Genomic DNA, 16,553 nt, shown 5'->3' on the forward strand with positions numbered 1-16,553 from the left:
TATTAAAAGAGGCATTAATGTTCAAGACTTTATGATCGCACAACGAAAAAGGCGTTAAGCAATCCATCATTGCATAATTCCTTAATTTAATGCGACCAGTCTAATTTGACTGAGAGCCATAATACGAAAGTGTTTTTTTAAGTATAATAGTGAATAAGACACGCATAAATGAAGTATTGATGACGCGAGACTCCTGAGGAACCAGGACTAGCTAAAGATTACAGGCTGAAGCTGTCCCCTTGGAAAGCGAAGTCATATCATACAAAGTTTTATCATAAAAAGAAGCACTAAGACACATTTTTACTAAAAAGCATCTTAGCGCTATTTATTTTAGGATTTATGTTCTAGCCGTTCCTTTATTTACAATATTTCAGAATTTGAAAAGTTTTTATGCTCTATTTAGGTGTTGTTCAATTTTTAATGAACATTTACAACAACTTTTGCATTATTGCTCGCCACGGTTTGATCTTAAAATTAATAAAATAAAGTAAGCGATCATACCGAATAAATAGGTAATAAATAGTGCATGGAAAAGTGCGATGATTAAATTCACTTCTGTAAATATCGACAATGCACCTGTTAAAGCTTGAAGTAAAACGAGTATAAATGTCGCAGTATAACCGTAATGGATTGTGCGAATGTTTGAGTAATTTTTGACTGCATGAATATAAGAGATTAAAACGATGATAAAGACACACATTGCTAAAAAGCGATGTGCAAGTTGAACCCAGTCTTGCGCTGTGTGTGGTAACAAATCGCCAAATGGTAGTGGCCAAGATCCATATGCCAAACTTGCTTCAGTATGTCTCACAAGTGCGCCTGTGTAGATACCAACGTATGTGATTCCAGCCATTAACCAAGTTAAAATTTGAAGCGGCTTATGAATATGCACAATATTAGCTTCGTATTTTTGATCCAAACCAAAAATAAGCAATGTCAATAAAAAGACAGACGAAAAGCTAATCAAGGATATGCCAAAATGTAGTGCCAAAATATAATCATTTTGTTGCCACATGACTGCTGCAGCTCCAACTAGTGCTTGTATTAATAAAAAGCTAACGCTAATGATACAAAGTGGTTTGACTTCTTTAATGTGACCAATGTTCTTCCATGACGTAATCACTAGCCACAATACAACGATTAATGAAATACCTGATACAGCTCTATGGCTCAGTTCGATAATGGTTTCAATTGGTAAATTTTGAGGTAAGAAAGCGCCATGACATAGTGGCCAGTCTGACCCACAACCATCTGCAGAGCCAGTTTTCGTTACCAGTGCACCACCAAGCTGTACCCATGTCATCATGAGTGTCGCTAAAATGGAAAGCCATTTTAGGTTGCGTTTATTAAACAATACTAAACACCCCGTTATTCTAATTTGATATAAATGTGAAGATACATTTAGGCTCATTATAACAGAAATTATATCAGTAGATATGTCTATTTTTGAATGTTTTATGAATGTCGCTAAAGTGTCATAAATTTTCCTTATTATATCTAGTCAATCGTTATACTTTGATATATCATATATATTATATGACAATCTAAAGGGGGGTATTGAATGTCAAAAGCAGATGTGATGAGTCAAACTACTGGACGTATAACTTACAAAGAATTCAAGCAAATTATTAAGTTAGGTCTTGTTCAAGGCAACTTAATCCCAGCTTTTGCAGGTGCTTGGTTAGCAGTGGTTATGACACAACACGCCTTTCTAACATCAATTCCACAAATTTTAATGACATTATTAGGTTCTGCACTTATTATGGGTGGTGCATGTGCAATCAATAACTATTATGATCAAGATATTGATGCATTAATGCCCAGTAAGCAAAGCAGACCGACAGTGAATCAACGAATCTCAGATCGGAACTTAGTCGTTTTAAGTTTCACGATGATTTTAGTAGGTGAAATACTATTATTTATGATTAATATCCCTGCCGGCGTAATAGGTTTAGCAGGTGTTGTAGGGTATGTTTCTTTATACTCGATTTGGTCAAAACGTCACACAACTTGGAATACTGTAGTGGGGAGTTTTCCAGGTGCGGTTCCACCTTTAATAGGTTGGGTTGCCATTGATGGTCAACTGAGTGTGATGGCTTGGGCTTTGTTTTTAGTTGTATTTTGTTGGCAACCTGTTCATTTTTATGCCCTTGCGATTAAACGTAAAGATGAATATTCAATGGCTAATATTCCAATGTTGCCTTCTGTAAAAGGTTTTAAGCGTACGCGTATAGGTATGTTCATATGGTTGATTGCTTTATTACCATTACCTTTTTTGATGTATGACTTAGGTATTACGTTTATAGTATTAGCGACATTGTTAAATTTAGGTTGGATTACTTTGGGTTTAACTAGTTTTAAAGCCTCAACAAAAGAAATGAAATGGGCGACAACGATGTTTGTATATTCTCTTAATTATCTCGTTTTATTTTTCGCACTTGTTGTGGTGATTTCTTTAATTAAAATGATTTAATTCTAAAAGAGTGAGGAATGAAATAATGGATTTAATGAGAATCTTACCCATGATTAGTACAGCATGTATTTCAATTAGTGCTATTTTTGTTGCGATTGGCTGGCGTCACATTTATATGCGTCGAATTGAAAAGCATAAAAAGAATATGTTAACAGCTGCGACATTAGCGGTCATATTTTTTATTATTTATGCGAGTCGTACATTACTTCTTGGCAACACGGCATTTGGGGGCCCTGATTCACTCAAGCCGTTCTATACGATATTTTTAATATTCCATATTGTACTTGCGACAGTTGGAGCTGTTATGGGAATTATTCAAATTACGACAGCATTAAAGGAAAAATATCATATTCATCGTAAAGTAGGTCCAACAGCATCAGTCGTTTGGTTCTGTACAGCGATTACAGGGCTTGTGACTAATATTTTACTATATGTCTTATACCCAGGTGGAGAAACGACTTCATTACTTCGTGCAACTTTCGGTTATTAGAATCAGAAGTTGATATGAGATGTTAAGGACTGTTTTTAATTAAATATGCTAGAAATATAAGAGGTGACTCAGAAATCTGAAAGTTTGATTCAGAATTTCTGAGTCATCTTTTTTAGTATTGCATGATAATATATGTATACAGTATTCAGTGGAATATCTAAATGTTTATAGAGATTTTTATTTAAATTTATTGTTAAACATGCGACAATGATTTTCATAATAGTTATTCACAATCATAGAGGGGAGATCTAAAAATGAAAAGTTTAATTATAAAAATTATTGGTATTATGTTACTAGTCGTGTTTTTAGTTTATTTATTTTATTCCCCTCAACTTGAGTTTGATGTTTTAGAAAATCCGAATCGCTCAACTTCCAAAACTGATCACAATGATAAAGCGCCACAATCAAATCAAAATATGAACCCCAAAATAACTTCGGGACTTGGGACGTTGATTGGTAAACCTATGGATAAAGTTACAGAAAAATTAGGGCAAGCCGATCGTACTTATCATTATATGAAGAAATATAAAACATTTATCTTTCAACAAAAGGATGCCTATATCATTGTTTTATCTAAAGCAGGTAAAGTCAACGCTATTTATATGACTGGAGAGGGGTCTCGGAAGATGTCAGGGCCTATTAAAGTCAATGACAATGCTACAAACCTGTATAATTCTTATTCAATGAACACAGAGCCGCATTTTGAAGTGAATCAAAAAGCGTATCATTTTGAATTATCCGATTTTGATACTAAAACGCAGGCTTTAATTCAGTTTGATGATATATATACACAAGTTTTTATAGACCAACAAAGAAATAAGATTCAGGGCATTCGTTTTTTAGATAAGGAAGCATTGGCAGATATTAATCCGTATTCGGAACAAAATGATGATCCCTTAACAAAAGAAGAATTAGATCAAGAAGCAGAACGCCAAACAGCTGATCAGACGAAAAATCAATTGTTGACATTATATGATCTTACAAATGAAATGAGAAAACTTAACCATCGTGAACCATTAAAAGTAAATGCAACGCTCGAGAATGTTGCGACTGTAGATTTGTTTGATGTTGTCGATGGAGGGAGTGCTGAGTTCAAGGAAGGCCGTTTAACAGATTTGGTGAATCAAACGCGCTTAGATTATCAAACAGTGTCTCAAAATGTTGGTTATAACTTTAATGATGTACCGACAGTTGTGCATGGATGGATTAATTCAGATACACATCGTTCGAGAATGTTAAATAAATTATATGATGAAATGGGTGGCGAAGTAGATCGTCATTATTATATGTTAATATTTTTAGAGAAGGGGGAGGATGATCGTGTTTGACGAAGAAGTCATCGCTATATTAGATGAGACAGATCAATTAGCGGATATGATTCAAGCTTCTGAAACCTACGAGCAATATGCAACCGCTAAGGCTAAACTTGAAAGTGATGCCACTGCGCAACGTTTGTATCAAGACTTTTTGAAAAGCAAAATGAAGTTTGATGAAGTACAAAGGTTTGGGCGTTATCATCCGGATTATCAAGAGATTATGTTAAAAACACGTCGACAAAAGCGTGCCTATGAAATGCATCATACAGTGATTCAATACAAACAAAAAGAAACGGATTTGCAAGCACTTATAGATGAAGTTGTTCTGACTATCGTATCTAGTGTATCTGAGCATATCAAAGTCGACGTTGGTGTGCCATTTTTTAAATCTGATGCGGGATGTGGATGTAATAGTGGTCACGAGTGTGGATGTAACATAAATAAGTGATATTAAATGAACGACTATCAGAATTGCACTGAAGACGACATCAATGAATCAGTTTCAGTGCAATCGTTGATAGTGGATATGTGTGCCATAATCGTTATTTAGAACGAGCGGTATTTAGAAATTGCGCCCCTAATTCAGGTCGGTCTGTAACGATCGTATGGACCCCCATATTGATGAGGTCTTGCATTTGATCAACGCTGTTCACCCCATAAAAGCCAGGTGCAATATGCCGCTTATTGAGCCAATTGACTAATGTAGGTTGAGCGAGTGGAATGCCTTTAAATGAGGTAGGCATTTGAAAAGTATCAGCTGTTCCGTCGTATATTTGGCTTAGTCCAGTATATAGTTTGAGTATTGCATCTGTCACTTCAGCTTGACTTGCCCCAACTGCAATGGAATGATGATTATATAAATTAAACCGCTCAATTTGCGCCTTGTAAAAACTTGTAACCAACACCCGATCTTCTGCACTTTGCTTCTTTATTACATCATATAAGCATTTTGCAGCGATGCGTCCTTCATAACTATTCGGGTGGTCTTTGATATCGATGTTAACCAATTGGTTTGGATAACGCTGTAGTAATTCTTCTAGTGTAATAATTTTTGCGTTTTTATGATTGCGGTAGGGTTTGTTGCCATTAATATCTGTAAAATGAAATCCAGCATCAAGCTGTTTGAGTTCTGTTAGTGTGTGATTTGAAACTAGGCCAGATCCATTCGTTGTACGGTCAACATCAGCGTCGTGAAAAATAATCACTTTTTCATCTTTAGTGATTCTGATATCTGTTTCAAAGCCAGTGAGACCTAATTTTACAGAGTGGTCGAATGCTAAAAAAGTTGATTCTGGTCTTTCTTTCATACCACCACGATGGCTAAAAATATATGGGGCTTCATGTTGGAAAAAAGGTTTAATCTCACGTGGTACGGGTTTGTTTTTAAATTTTTTAAGCAAAAGTAAACTGCCGAACAAACCAGATATGCCCATAATTGCACGCGTTATACATTTATTTGTTTTGGTCATAAGTTCACACTCCTTTATAATGAGAAGAGGATATATTAACTGTACTACAATCAGTTTGATTAGAATAGTAAAGTGAAGTCTAATAGATAAAGTTTTATCGATTGAATTGATTAAAAATATAATATGAGATTAACAGAACAAAGGTGAGGTGAAAATATGGAAATCATTCAACGGGATAAGTTAATTGTCTACTTAAAAAGTATGAAACATGAACGACATATTCGAAAATATGGTCATATTGTGTATTCAAATAAAAAAGATAAATATATAACTATGTATGTCAGCCAAAATAAGATTGATGATACAGTCAATCATCTAATGAAGCTAAAATATGTGACTAAAATTGAAGGGTCTCCTTATAAATACTTAAAAAAAGAGTATGACAAAGAAGACCGAAGTTAGGTATGGTGCTATTCTAAAGCGGGTATCCAATGTTGTAATCGCAGAACGCTCTTTAAGTAGTTAAAGTATAAATCTAGCTCTGGATAATCGTCTGGAGCGTGTACATCCACACCTACAGTTTCAATATCATAAGGTTCAATAAATGACTGGATTAAGTCGAATTTTTGGTTTGTATGAGGGTATGGGTATTTGAATGCATTCAACATCATATACATCGCTTGAAACTTTCGACCTTCAGTAGGTTGCATAATGATGGCAACAGAAGACCGTTGATGTTGAGATTTGGGTGTGTGAAAATAGACAATGCGACTAATTCTTAGATGGTTATAGTCAATGAGTGCTTTAAATTCAAATAAATCCGTTAAACCATTGCCAAGAACGATAAAAGATTGTTGCATTTTTTTGCCTCCTTATAAAATAAAGTATATTAAAAAAGATATAAGAATGGAAGTGTGGGTCAATGCGTGTCATTTCTGGTAAACACAAAAGTAAAATTTTAGAAACATTGTCGGGTCGTCATACTAGACCAACAATGGATAAAGTCAAAGAAGGCATATTCAATAGTTTATATGATGTTAGTGGAATAGGGCTTGATTTATTTGCTGGAAGTGGAGGACTTGGAATTGAGGCACTTTCTCGTGGAATGGATAAGGTCATATTTGTAGACCAAAACATACGGGCAGTACAAATTATTAATCAAAATCTCAAAAAATTAGACTTAATTTCACAAGCCGAAGTATACAAAACTAATGCGGATCGAGCATTAAAAGCATTACATAAAAGGGAAGTTCAATTTGATATTATCTTTTTAGATCCACCTTATGAAAAAGGGCTCATCGATAAAGCATTAAAGAAAATCCATGAATTTGATTTATTAAAAAATGATGGTATTATCGTTTGTGAATATAGTCATCGAGAAGTGATAGATACTGCTTTATTTGAAGAGGTTAAACGTTATCATTATGGCTTAACAGATATTTGTGTTTTGAAAAGAGGAGAGTAACATGGTTAATACGAAAGCGGTCATTCCGGGAAGTTTTGACCCTATTACAAATGGACATATAGATATCATTGAAAGAAGTGCTGATCGTTTTGACGAATTATTGGTTTGTGTATTAAGGAATAGTAATAAAAAAGGCACTTTCACACCAGAAGAACGAATAGAACTTATTCAATCATCCGTTGCACATTTACCAAATGTTACAGTACATTCTTATGGAGGACTGTTAGTTGATTTTTGTGACAAAATGGGTGCAACTACGATTATACGTGGATTAAGAGCGGTAAGTGACTTTGAGTATGAATTACGTTTAACATCAATGAATAAAAAGTTAAACGAAAAGGTAGAAACGTTATATATGATGACATCGACTGACTATTCTTTTATTAGTTCGAGTGTTGTGAAGGAAGTGGCACAATATGATGCGAACATATCTGAATTTGTACCACCACAAGTTGAGAAAGCATTACTTGAGAAGTTCAATCACTTGAATTAATTCGAATAGCGCTGCTTTAAAGAATTGTTGAATAATAGAATCCGTTATCATGATTTTATTTGCTATGCTCTCATCTCTACTTAAACGGATTGATGGCGTCAGTACAGATGAGAGTGATGAGGATAGATATGTGCCTTGAATCCAAATTCATTTTATGAAGACGGGTGTATTAAAGTCGTCCTGAGTGGATTCGGATAAGAGATTATAAATATGTGTTGCTTTGATTTCGTGACGGAATAGGTGGGCATTTTGTTTGTTTACATTTGTAACAAATTGACGGTTAGGATGTCGTTCTTTAAGTGTTTTTAAATAACGGCGTCCTTTATTTGACATCGCCAAAATACGAATACCTTGAATCGTTTTATCGGCATCACTGTATTTAAAATTCAACAATATATTCATTAGCAGTCTTTGAATATGCGTATAGGTATAACGCTTTGTTTTGAGCAGTTGCATCAAACTGTCGTAATGTGTTGATGAACGTAAGACATACTGCAAGCGATTTTGAAAACCTTCAGTCATTGTATATATATGTTGTAATTCTGTATCAGAGCGCTGTAATATAGACAGTTTTATCATTTGATATAAACGTTCTGTATTATTAAAAGGGTTGATAAATAATTTATGGTTTTCACGAGGTACCATCTTTTTCCAATCCTCTTGGCCTTTTGCTATGTTTTTACGTATAGCAGATCCGCTTGCAAATGACGTATGATTTAAACCTTGCTGGTGATGATGGGTATGTATGCGTGGGATAGTATAAGGTTCGATTGATGATTGCAATTGAATCAGTTGCTTAATATAGCTAATCCCTAAGGTGTTGTTCGGGTGTTTTAACAATGTTTCATGGGTTTGTTCACTAATGATACGCGCATAACTCTTTCCTTCTTTAAGCAATGTTTTGAAGTCCGGTCGCTGTTCAATGTCGATTAATTGATGTGCGACTTTTTTTAGTGCATCAATATTACCAGACTCACTTCCGAAGCAAAGTGTATGTGCATCTAGATAATCTGCAACCTTAATGCCCATTTCAGCAAATGTATCACTAGATGAAAGTGAACCTAGTAAAGGCAGTTCAACAACTAAATCAACTTCAGATACAGCCATTTGAGCGCGTTGGAATTTATTGAATAGTGCAGGTGTTCCACGCATCATAAATTGTCCACTCATAATGGCAATGGAAATATCGGATTTGGTAAGTTTCTTTGATTTTTGGACATGATATTGATGCCCATTGTGGAAGGGATTGTATTCTGTAATTAGTGCAACACTTTTCATTTGCAATCTTTCCTTTCGTGTCTCATTATGAGTATTGTAACAGAAGATAACTTGTTAAGAAAAAATCTTGACAACTTACACATCAAAAGTTAAAATAAATTTTGTGCTTGTTAGAGGTGAAGCCATATGAAATGGTCAATAACACAATTAAGAAAATACCAAGGACAACCTTTTAATTTTAATCAAACACTTGATATGAGTTCGCTTGTCAAAATGCTAGATATTATTGATTTATCACCAGTACAAGCTGATGGTGAATTGCATGTCAAATCGAATGAAGTTGTCGCACACTTACATTTGAGTGGCACGTATACGATGCCTTGTGCACGTACTTTAGTACCTGTTGAAGTGCCTTTTGATACTACAACGACAGAGGTGTTTGATTTAGATGGTTTGTACGAGGATGAGGACGATGAACACTATCATCTTGTTACAGATGGCATGATTAATCTTCGTGATATCGCAAAAGAAGTTGTCATGCTTGAGAAACCGATGCGTGTTTTTGCTAGTAATAGCGATGACATGTTAACTGGTGGTCAAGGTTGGCAAGTTATTGACGAGGATGATTTGGATAATGACCCATCTCAAGATGAATCAGAAATAACAGTCGATCCAAGGCTTCAAAAATTACAACAATTATACGATGATAATGATTAGGCTCGCTATTATGCGATGCGTCATATGAATCGAGTAAAAGGGAGGATTTATCATGGCAGTACCAAAAAGAAGAACTTCTAAAACTAGAAAAAACAAACGTCGTACACACTTCAAATTAACAGTACCAGGCATGCAAGAATGTCCAAACTGTGGTGAATACAAATTATCTCACCGTGTATGTCCAAATTGTGGTTCTTACAAAGGCGAAGAAGTCGTTTCTAAATAAGACTTATTTGATAAAAGAATAGCTATTCGAAATCGTTTTAACGTCTTGCTTGAGTGGATGTTGAAGCGATTTTTTTATTTTTTATGTTAAAATATTATTATGATAAGAGATAGTACGGTTAATTATTGATTGAGAGTGAGGATAGTTATGGAATTCATTACATCTATTCAAAATGCAAAAGTTAAAAACTATAATAAATTAAAAAAGAAACGTGTGAGAGATCAACAAAACCGAGCGATTATAGAAGGATTCCATTTAATAGAGGAAGCCGTTAAAGGTCAAATTAAAATCGAACAACTGTTTATGATTGAACCTGATCGTGTCGCCCCTCTATTAAAAGAAAATGCACAGGAATGTTATCATATTAACCAAAAAGTTGCAGAAACATTGTCGGGAACAGTGACGCCACAAGGTGTATTTGCCGTGATAGAAAAACCTCACATTCAAGTAGATAATGCAAGACGTGTATTGATATTAGACCGTATACAAGACCCTGGTAATGTTGGTACGATTATTCGTACGGCTGATGCGGCAGGGTTAGATTTGATTGTTTTAACGAAAGGGACTGCAGACATATATCAAGAAAAAGTGTTAAGAGCAAGTCAAGGTAGTGTATTTCATATTCCAATCAAATTTGTTGAGGACATTCATCATTATATCGATCAATTTGAAGGACCTGTTTTTGGATCTGCTTTAAGCCAGGCTGTGTCGTATCAAACTGTAAGACCACAACAAGAAACATTTGCATTAATTGTGGGGAATGAAGGTGAAGGGGTAGACACGTCATTGCTTGAAAAAACGACACAGAATTTAATGATACCGATACAAGGTCAAGCTGAAAGTTTAAATGTTGCTATTGCTACGGGAATTTTAATGTTTCATCTTAGAGGTTGAATCTTTGATGATGCCCATATATAATAGCATTATTAACAGTTTTATATGAGCTCATAAAAAGACGTAAACTATTATCGAAGTTGTTGAAGGGAAGATTTACAGTAACTGAGAGTAAATCTCGACTTACATAGTTTTTTCACTTTTTGGCTACTTAAAGAGATTTAAGTCGGACTTATAACCGTTATCATTATAAATTCAGAGCGTGCGTATTTTGTGATACGCAAAACTGGGTGGTACCACGGAATAGACTTCGTCCCATTGTAAATATAGGGATGGAGTCTTTTTTCGTGTAATGATTTATATCATGATTGAGGTTACAAATGAAGATGAACATAAAGGAGGAATTTACATGACACAAAATGAAGAAATGTCAAACATCCAACAACAAGCACTAGTGGATATTAATGAAGCACAAGATGAAAAAATGTTACAAGATGTGAAAGTAAAATATTTAGGTAAGAAAGGTCTCGTAACAGGCTTGATGAAACATATGAAAGACTTACCTAAAGAAGAAAAGCCAGCATATGGTCAACAAGTGAATGAAGTGAGACAGGCTATTGAAAAAGTAATTGGAGAACGTCAACACATTTTAGCTGAAGAACGTTTAAACCAACAACTTTCTGAAGAGTCTATTGACGTTACTTTACCAGCTCGTAAAATGACAAATGGTGCAAAACATCCTCTCACACGCACTGTAGAAGAAATAGAGGATTTATTTTTAGGTTTAGGTTACGAAATTGTAACAGGGTATGAAGTTGAAAAAGATTACTATAATTTTGAAGCACTAAATCTCCCTAAATCACACCCAGCACGTGATATGCAAGATAGCTTTTATATTTCTGAAGAAACATTATTACGAACACATACATCGCCAGTACAAGCACGTACGATGGAACAACGCAAAGGAGAAGGACCAGTCAAAATCATTTGTCCTGGTAAAGTGTATCGTCGTGATTCGGATGACGCTACACACAGTCATCAATTTACACAAATTGAAGGTCTAGTTGTAGATGAAAATATCAAAATGAGTGATTTAAAAGGGACACTAGAGTTGCTTGCTAAATCTTTGTTTGGAGCAGATCGAGACATTCGCTTACGTCCAAGTTATTTCCCGTTTACAGAGCCTTCAGTTGAGGTGGATGTATCATGTTTTAAATGTAAAGGAAAAGGTTGTAATGTTTGTAAACATACAGGCTGGATTGAAATTTTAGGAGCAGGGATGGTTCATCCGAATGTGTTAGAAATGGCTGGTTTTGATTCAAATCGCTATTCTGGTTTTGCGTTCGGTATGGGGCCAGATCGTATCGCAATGTTAAAATATGGAATTGAAGATATTCGTCATTTCTATACAAATGATGTGCGATTTTTAAATCAATTTAAATCTGTAGAGGACAGAGGTGAAGAAGATGTTAATCTCTAAAGAATGGTTAGAGGAATATGTAGATATTGATGTTTCGATTGAAGCATTAGCAGAACGTATTACACGTACAGGTATTGAAGTTGATGACATCACTGATTTAACAAAGGATATCAAAAATTTAGTAGTAGGATACGTTGAAAGTGTTCAACAACATCCAAATGCTGATAAATTGAACGTGTGTCAAGTAAACATCGGTGAAGGTGAGCCGGTTCAAATTGTTTGTGGTGCACCTAATATTGGTCAAGGCCAAACGGTTATCGTAGCTAAAGTAGGTGGTAGATTACCTGGTGGTGTCAAAATCAAGCGTGCGAAATTACGTGGTGAAGTCTCAGAAGGTATGATTTGTTCGCTTCAAGAGATCGGACTTTCAAGTCATGTAACACCTAAAAAGTTTGAATCAGGAATTTATCAATTTGGAAATCCAATTGAACCTGGAACGGATGCTTTAAAAGCGCTATATCTCGATGATCAATTAATGGAGTTTGATTTAACACCAAATCGTGCAGATGCTTTAAGTATGCTAGGCACGGCTTACGAAGTAGCAACACTGTACCAAAAAAAGGTGCAGAAGCCAAATGTTCAATTTAAAGAAGGTAAAGTACAAGCTAGCGATGAAATTAAAGTAGACATTCAAAATCAAGATAAAGTACCGTATTATAGCGTTCGTGTCGTCAAAAATGTCACGATACAACCCTCTCCGGAATGGATGCAAGCACGATTAATGAAGGCGGGTATTCGCCCTATTAACAATGTTGTTGATATTTCAAATTATGTACTACTTGAATATGGTCAACCGTTGCATATATTTGATCAAGATCAAATAGGTTCAAGTGAAATTGTAGTACGACAAGCTAAAGAAAATGAAAAAATGACGACTTTAGACGATCAAGAACGTACACTTACAACTTCTGATATTGTCATTACAAATGGTCAGACACCTATCGCATTAGGTGGAGTAATGGGTGGCGATTTCTCAGAAGTTAGCGAAAAAACAACAAATGTTGTTGTAGAAGGTGCGATATTTGATCCCGTTTCCATTCGCCACACATCGCGTCGTCATAATCTACGCAGTGAGTCTTCAAGTCGGTTTGAAAAAGGGATTGCGACTGAATTTTTAGATGAAGCAGTTGATCGTGCTTGTTATTTATTAGAAACATTTGCATCAGGTGAGGTATTAATTGATCGTGTAGCGGAAGGTAGCTTAGGCTCATTGCTTTCAACAATTGATATCACTGCTAATCAAATTAATAAAACGATAGGGTTGAATTTAAGTCAAGATGAAATCGTAGCTATATTTAATCAACTCGGATTTGATACTTCTATCAACGGCGATACTATTGCTGTAAATGTACCATCACGTCGAAGAGATATTACTATTCAAGCGGATCTAGTTGAGGAAGTCGCAAGAATATACGGCTATGATAATATTCCGTCTACACTGCCAGTATTTAAACAAGTGACTCACGGTGCATTGACAGATCGTCAACGTAAAACACGTATTGTTAAGTCTGTGTTAGAAGGTGCTGGGTTATCTCAAGCGATGACGTATTCATTAGTGGATCAAGACCGGGCAACGGCATTTACAACTGACACACATTCAACTATAAAAGTGTTAATGCCAATGAGTGAATCATATTCAACACTTCGTCAAAGTTTAATACCTCATTTAATCGATGCGACACAATATAACGTTGCTCGCAAAAATCAAGATATTGCATTATATGAATTGGGGAATGTCTTTTTCGGTAAAGAAGAAAACGAATTGCCAGATGAGGTTGAGTATTTAAGTGGTATCATGACAGGAACGTATATGTCGAATACATGGCAAGGTAAAAAAGAAGAAGTGGATTTCTATTTAATCAAAGGTGTTGTGGAACGTATTGCAGATAAATTAGCATTATCTTTTGATTATGAAAAAGGGGAAGTTGAAGGATTGCATCCAGGTCGAACAGCATTCGTTTTAATGAATGGAGTGCGTGTTGGATTTATAGGGGAATTACACCCAAGTGTAGCTAAAACGTATGATTTAGCACGTACGTACGTATTTGAGTTGAATTACGAAATGCTTATGACTGAGGCAGTAGGTTATATAAATTATACTCAAATCCCAAAATTCCCTGGCGTTTCGCGAGATATCGCTTTAGTGGTGGATTCAGATGTGCAAGCACGTGAACTCATTCAAGTTATTGAAGAGAACGGTGGACATCTGCTAAAAGATGCTTCAGTATTCGATGTTTACGAAGGGACACATATCGAAAGTGGCAAAAAATCAATTGCTATTCACCTTGAATATTTAGATACTGAAAATACATTAACTGAAGAAAAAGTCGCAGAAGTGCACCAAGTTATTTTAGAAGCATTGGAAACAAAAGGTGCTTCGTTAAGAGGATAATCAGATTTAATGCGTTTTAATTGAGTCGAAAAGAAGGACTGAAGTTGTGGCGAAACGGATTTTTTCCAGAAGAAAAAGTCGTTAAGTCGCAACTTCTATGCCTTCTTTTTTAGAGTTTAAATATTCCGTTGACTCTTTTTTTGGATAAGTTGTATAGCTTTATTTCGATTACTAAAATGTTTTTTTGTTATTGCATCTAAAGTAGGTAAGTCATATTTTTCTATGATTTTAGCAGCAATTAAATCTACTTTTTGACTAGCGCCTTTAGGGATATCGATATGATAATGTTGAGACAAAGCATCCATATGTTTAACAAATGCATATCTTGAAATAATACTTGCTGCAGCAATTGCAATAGATTTCGATTCACCTTTTGTTTCATAATTGGTAAGATGATCAAAAGGAACGTCTCCTAGTGCATAACGTTGGTAAACCTCGCGTTTTGCAAACTGGTCGATGACGATATAGTCTAAATGTGAAGTATCAATTTTTTTTAAAACGTTTTTAATACATTCGTTATGTAAAACAGCTTTCATTTTGACTTGAGACCAACCATCGTTTTGTCTTTCGTTGTACTTTGGGTTTTTTAGAACAAGTAATGAATGGGGGAGAAACGTTACGATTTGTTCGGCAAGTTGAACAATTTTAGTATCTGTTAAACGTTTGGAATCATCTACACCCAACTCTTGAAGTAACAGTGCGTGTTCTTTTGAAACATAGCATGCACATACGGTCAATGGACCGAAGTAGTCTCCACTTCCTGCCTCATCACTACCGATACAATTTGACAGGTTGTATTCTATGTGGCTTGGAACGGCTGAGACTGAAGAAGGAGTGGTGATTGATGCTCCTAATAATTGTGAAGCAACTGCGTCGGCATTTTTGCCTTGGAACATGACTTTTTGAGACTGATAGATTGTAATCGTAATACCGTTATATTGAGTGCGAGCACGCATGCCAGGTCCTAAACGGGATGTATCAAATTGAAGCTGTTTTTCGAGTTGTTCAATTTCTTGAAGCGTTAATTTTTTAACAACATTTGACATTTCATATGACCTCTTTTCATTATTTCCTTTTCAAGATTAACATATTTAAATTGAATTTTTGAATAAGAAACGAAACATACACAAACTAAAGTATCTCGTGTATAATGAACCATGATAATAAATTATAGAAAAGGCTAGGTGAGTAAAGATGGGTGAGTTTAAAAATCGAATCAACGTGACGATAAATGACCAAAATTATACGATTGTTGGGGAAGATGACCCTGAGCATATTCGTTATGTTGCTGACTTAGTTGATCGTAAAATTACTGACTTAGGTCGACGCAATGCGGGGCTGGATTCTGTACGTAAATCTGTATTAACTGCAGTGAACGTTATGCATGAACTTGTATTATTAGAGGAAGAAAATGCTCGCTTAAGAGAAGAGATTCAAAAATTGAAGTATAGAGGAGAGTAATGTGTACGAGTTAATAGGTGGGATTGTCATTGTCATTTTTGCATTATTAGGTTTCTATAAAGGTGCAGTAATGTCAACATTGTACTTTCTAGGGACATTATTTTCGATTTGGATAGCACATCGCTTATATCAGCCATTTAGCAAGCACCTTGACTTATTCATTCCTTTTCCTAAAACAGTTGCGTACGACACGCAGTATGTTATTCAATTTGATGACCCGAGTAATCAATTTACAAAGTTAATAGGGTTTATACTTATTATTATTGTCGTAAAAGTGCTATTACGTCTTTTAATGAGTAGTATGAGCGGAGTACTTCATACTTTTCAACGTCCGTTATTATCTAGACTTTTTGGAGTCATTTTAGGTGTAGGCACAGGCTTTATTGTGTTGCATTTTTTGTTTTATATATTTGCTTTATATCCAAGCGACTTGCTACAATCAGCAATGAAAGCATCATTGGGCGCGCAAAAAATTGTTTTAGATATGCCTTTTTTATCAAACGTAACATTGAATTTATAATCAAAGACAAACTAGGGTTGGAACGTATATTATAAGACAAGCGTTTCACCCTCTTTTTA

19 protein-coding genes are annotated in these 16,553 nt (G+C 35.2%); 14 read left to right on the top strand and 5 right to left on the bottom strand.

Annotation, left to right across the window (positions count from 1 at the left end; translation table 11 throughout):
• Positions 1–445 precede the first annotated feature (445 nt).
• Complete coding sequence (locus C7J90_RS07400) at positions 446–1,354, bottom strand: COX15/CtaA family protein (protein WP_103209778.1); 909 nt, start codon at positions 1,352–1,354, stop codon at positions 446–448.
• A gap of 207 nt (positions 1,355–1,561) precedes the next feature.
• On the opposite strand from C7J90_RS07400, the gene cyoE reads away from it, so the two are divergent.
• The 4 genes from cyoE (at position 1,562) to C7J90_RS07420 (ending at position 4,727) form a co-directional block, all read left to right on the top strand.
• Positions 1,562–2,473, top strand: a complete 912-nt coding sequence (cyoE, locus tag C7J90_RS07405) for a heme o synthase (RefSeq protein WP_103209776.1) — start codon at positions 1,562–1,564, stop codon at positions 2,471–2,473.
• A 34-nt stretch (positions 2,474–2,507) separates the two neighbouring features.
• Entirely contained in the window at positions 2,508–2,963 is a 456-nt protein-coding gene (locus C7J90_RS07410; protein WP_372514446.1) for a DUF420 domain-containing protein, read from the top strand.
• Positions 2,964–3,217: 254 nt separating this feature from the next.
• Positions 3,218–4,291 carry a CAP domain-containing protein gene (locus C7J90_RS07415; protein ID WP_103208476.1) on the top strand — a complete coding sequence of 358 codons (1,074 nt, stop codon included), beginning with the start codon at positions 3,218–3,220 and terminating at the stop codon, positions 4,289–4,291.
• A complete protein-coding gene (locus tag C7J90_RS07420; protein WP_103208475.1) occupies positions 4,284–4,727 on the top strand; it encodes a YlbF/YmcA family competence regulator in 444 nt (147 codons plus the stop codon). The genes C7J90_RS07415 and C7J90_RS07420 overlap by 8 nt, the downstream gene beginning before the upstream one ends.
• A 94-nt stretch (positions 4,728–4,821) precedes the next feature.
• Here C7J90_RS07420 and C7J90_RS07425 read toward each other — a convergent pair whose 3' ends face one another.
• Positions 4,822–5,748 carry a lysophosphatidylglycerol phospholipase D gene (locus C7J90_RS07425; RefSeq protein ID WP_103208473.1) on the bottom strand — a complete coding sequence of 309 codons (927 nt, stop codon included), beginning with the start codon at positions 5,746–5,748 and terminating at the stop codon, positions 4,822–4,824.
• Positions 5,749–5,904: 156 nt separating this feature from the next.
• On the opposite strand from C7J90_RS07425, the gene C7J90_RS07430 reads away from it, so the two are divergent.
• Positions 5,905–6,150: a DUF2129 domain-containing protein gene (locus C7J90_RS07430; RefSeq protein ID WP_103208472.1), complete on the top strand. Its 246-nt coding sequence runs from the start codon at positions 5,905–5,907 to the stop codon at positions 6,148–6,150.
• Between the two features lie 8 nt (positions 6,151–6,158).
• Here C7J90_RS07430 and C7J90_RS07435 read toward each other — a convergent pair whose 3' ends face one another.
• Positions 6,159–6,548, bottom strand: a complete 390-nt coding sequence (locus tag C7J90_RS07435) for a DUF7147 family protein (protein ID WP_103208470.1) — start codon at positions 6,546–6,548, stop codon at positions 6,159–6,161.
• Between the two features lie 62 nt (positions 6,549–6,610).
• Between C7J90_RS07435 and rsmD the strand changes: the two genes are divergently transcribed.
• Together rsmD and coaD are read left to right on the top strand one after the other, a co-directional pair.
• Positions 6,611–7,153 carry a 16S rRNA (guanine(966)-N(2))-methyltransferase RsmD gene (rsmD, locus tag C7J90_RS07440; protein WP_103208469.1) on the top strand — a complete coding sequence of 181 codons (543 nt, stop codon included), beginning with the start codon at positions 6,611–6,613 and terminating at the stop codon, positions 7,151–7,153.
• A gap of 1 nt (position 7,154) precedes the next feature.
• Positions 7,155–7,646 (top strand): pantetheine-phosphate adenylyltransferase, encoded by a 492-nt coding sequence (gene coaD / locus C7J90_RS07445; protein WP_103208467.1) that lies wholly within the window; start codon positions 7,155–7,157, stop codon positions 7,644–7,646.
• Positions 7,647–7,793: 147 nt separating this feature from the next.
• Here coaD and C7J90_RS07450 read toward each other — a convergent pair whose 3' ends face one another.
• Entirely contained in the window at positions 7,794–8,924 is a 1,131-nt protein-coding gene (locus C7J90_RS07450; protein WP_103208466.1) for a nucleotidyltransferase, read from the bottom strand.
• 126 nt (positions 8,925–9,050) lie between these two features.
• On the opposite strand from C7J90_RS07450, the gene C7J90_RS07455 reads away from it, so the two are divergent.
• The 5 genes from C7J90_RS07455 to pheT all read left to right on the top strand — a co-directional run bounded on the left by C7J90_RS07455 (position 9,051) and on the right by pheT (position 14,513).
• Positions 9,051–9,581, top strand: a complete 531-nt coding sequence (locus tag C7J90_RS07455; RefSeq protein WP_103208464.1) for a YceD family protein — start codon at positions 9,051–9,053, stop codon at positions 9,579–9,581.
• Between the two features lie 52 nt (positions 9,582–9,633).
• A complete protein-coding gene (gene rpmF / locus C7J90_RS07465) occupies positions 9,634–9,807 on the top strand; it encodes a 50S ribosomal protein L32 (protein ID WP_103208460.1) in 174 nt (57 codons plus the stop codon).
• A 147-nt stretch (positions 9,808–9,954) separates the two neighbouring features.
• Complete coding sequence (locus C7J90_RS07470; RefSeq protein WP_103208458.1) at positions 9,955–10,701, top strand: TrmH family RNA methyltransferase; 747 nt, start codon at positions 9,955–9,957, stop codon at positions 10,699–10,701.
• 349 nt (positions 10,702–11,050) lie between these two features.
• Positions 11,051–12,121 (top strand): phenylalanine--tRNA ligase subunit alpha, encoded by a 1,071-nt coding sequence (gene pheS / locus C7J90_RS07475; RefSeq protein ID WP_103208478.1) that lies wholly within the window; start codon positions 11,051–11,053, stop codon positions 12,119–12,121.
• Positions 12,108–14,513, top strand: coding sequence for a phenylalanine--tRNA ligase subunit beta (gene pheT / locus C7J90_RS07480; RefSeq protein ID WP_103208456.1), 2,406 nt, complete (start codon positions 12,108–12,110; stop codon positions 14,511–14,513). The genes pheS and pheT overlap by 14 nt, the downstream gene beginning before the upstream one ends.
• A gap of 116 nt (positions 14,514–14,629) precedes the next feature.
• Here the strand turns inward: pheT and rnhC are convergent, their stop codons facing one another.
• A complete protein-coding gene (rnhC, locus tag C7J90_RS07485) occupies positions 14,630–15,559 on the bottom strand; it encodes a ribonuclease HIII (protein ID WP_103208455.1) in 930 nt (309 codons plus the stop codon).
• Between the two features lie 148 nt (positions 15,560–15,707).
• Here rnhC and zapA point away from each other — a divergent pair, with 148 nt between their 5' ends.
• Positions 15,708–15,974 carry a cell division protein ZapA gene (gene zapA / locus C7J90_RS07490; protein ID WP_103208453.1) on the top strand — a complete coding sequence of 89 codons (267 nt, stop codon included), beginning with the start codon at positions 15,708–15,710 and terminating at the stop codon, positions 15,972–15,974.
• A 1-nt stretch (position 15,975) separates the two neighbouring features.
• Entirely contained in the window at positions 15,976–16,494 is a 519-nt protein-coding gene (locus C7J90_RS07495) for a CvpA family protein (protein WP_158701917.1), read from the top strand.
• Positions 16,495–16,553 lie beyond the last annotated feature (59 nt).

The sequence above is a fragment of the Staphylococcus felis genome (genome assembly GCF_003012915.1).
GTDB lineage: Bacteria > Bacillota > Bacilli > Staphylococcales > Staphylococcaceae > Staphylococcus > Staphylococcus felis.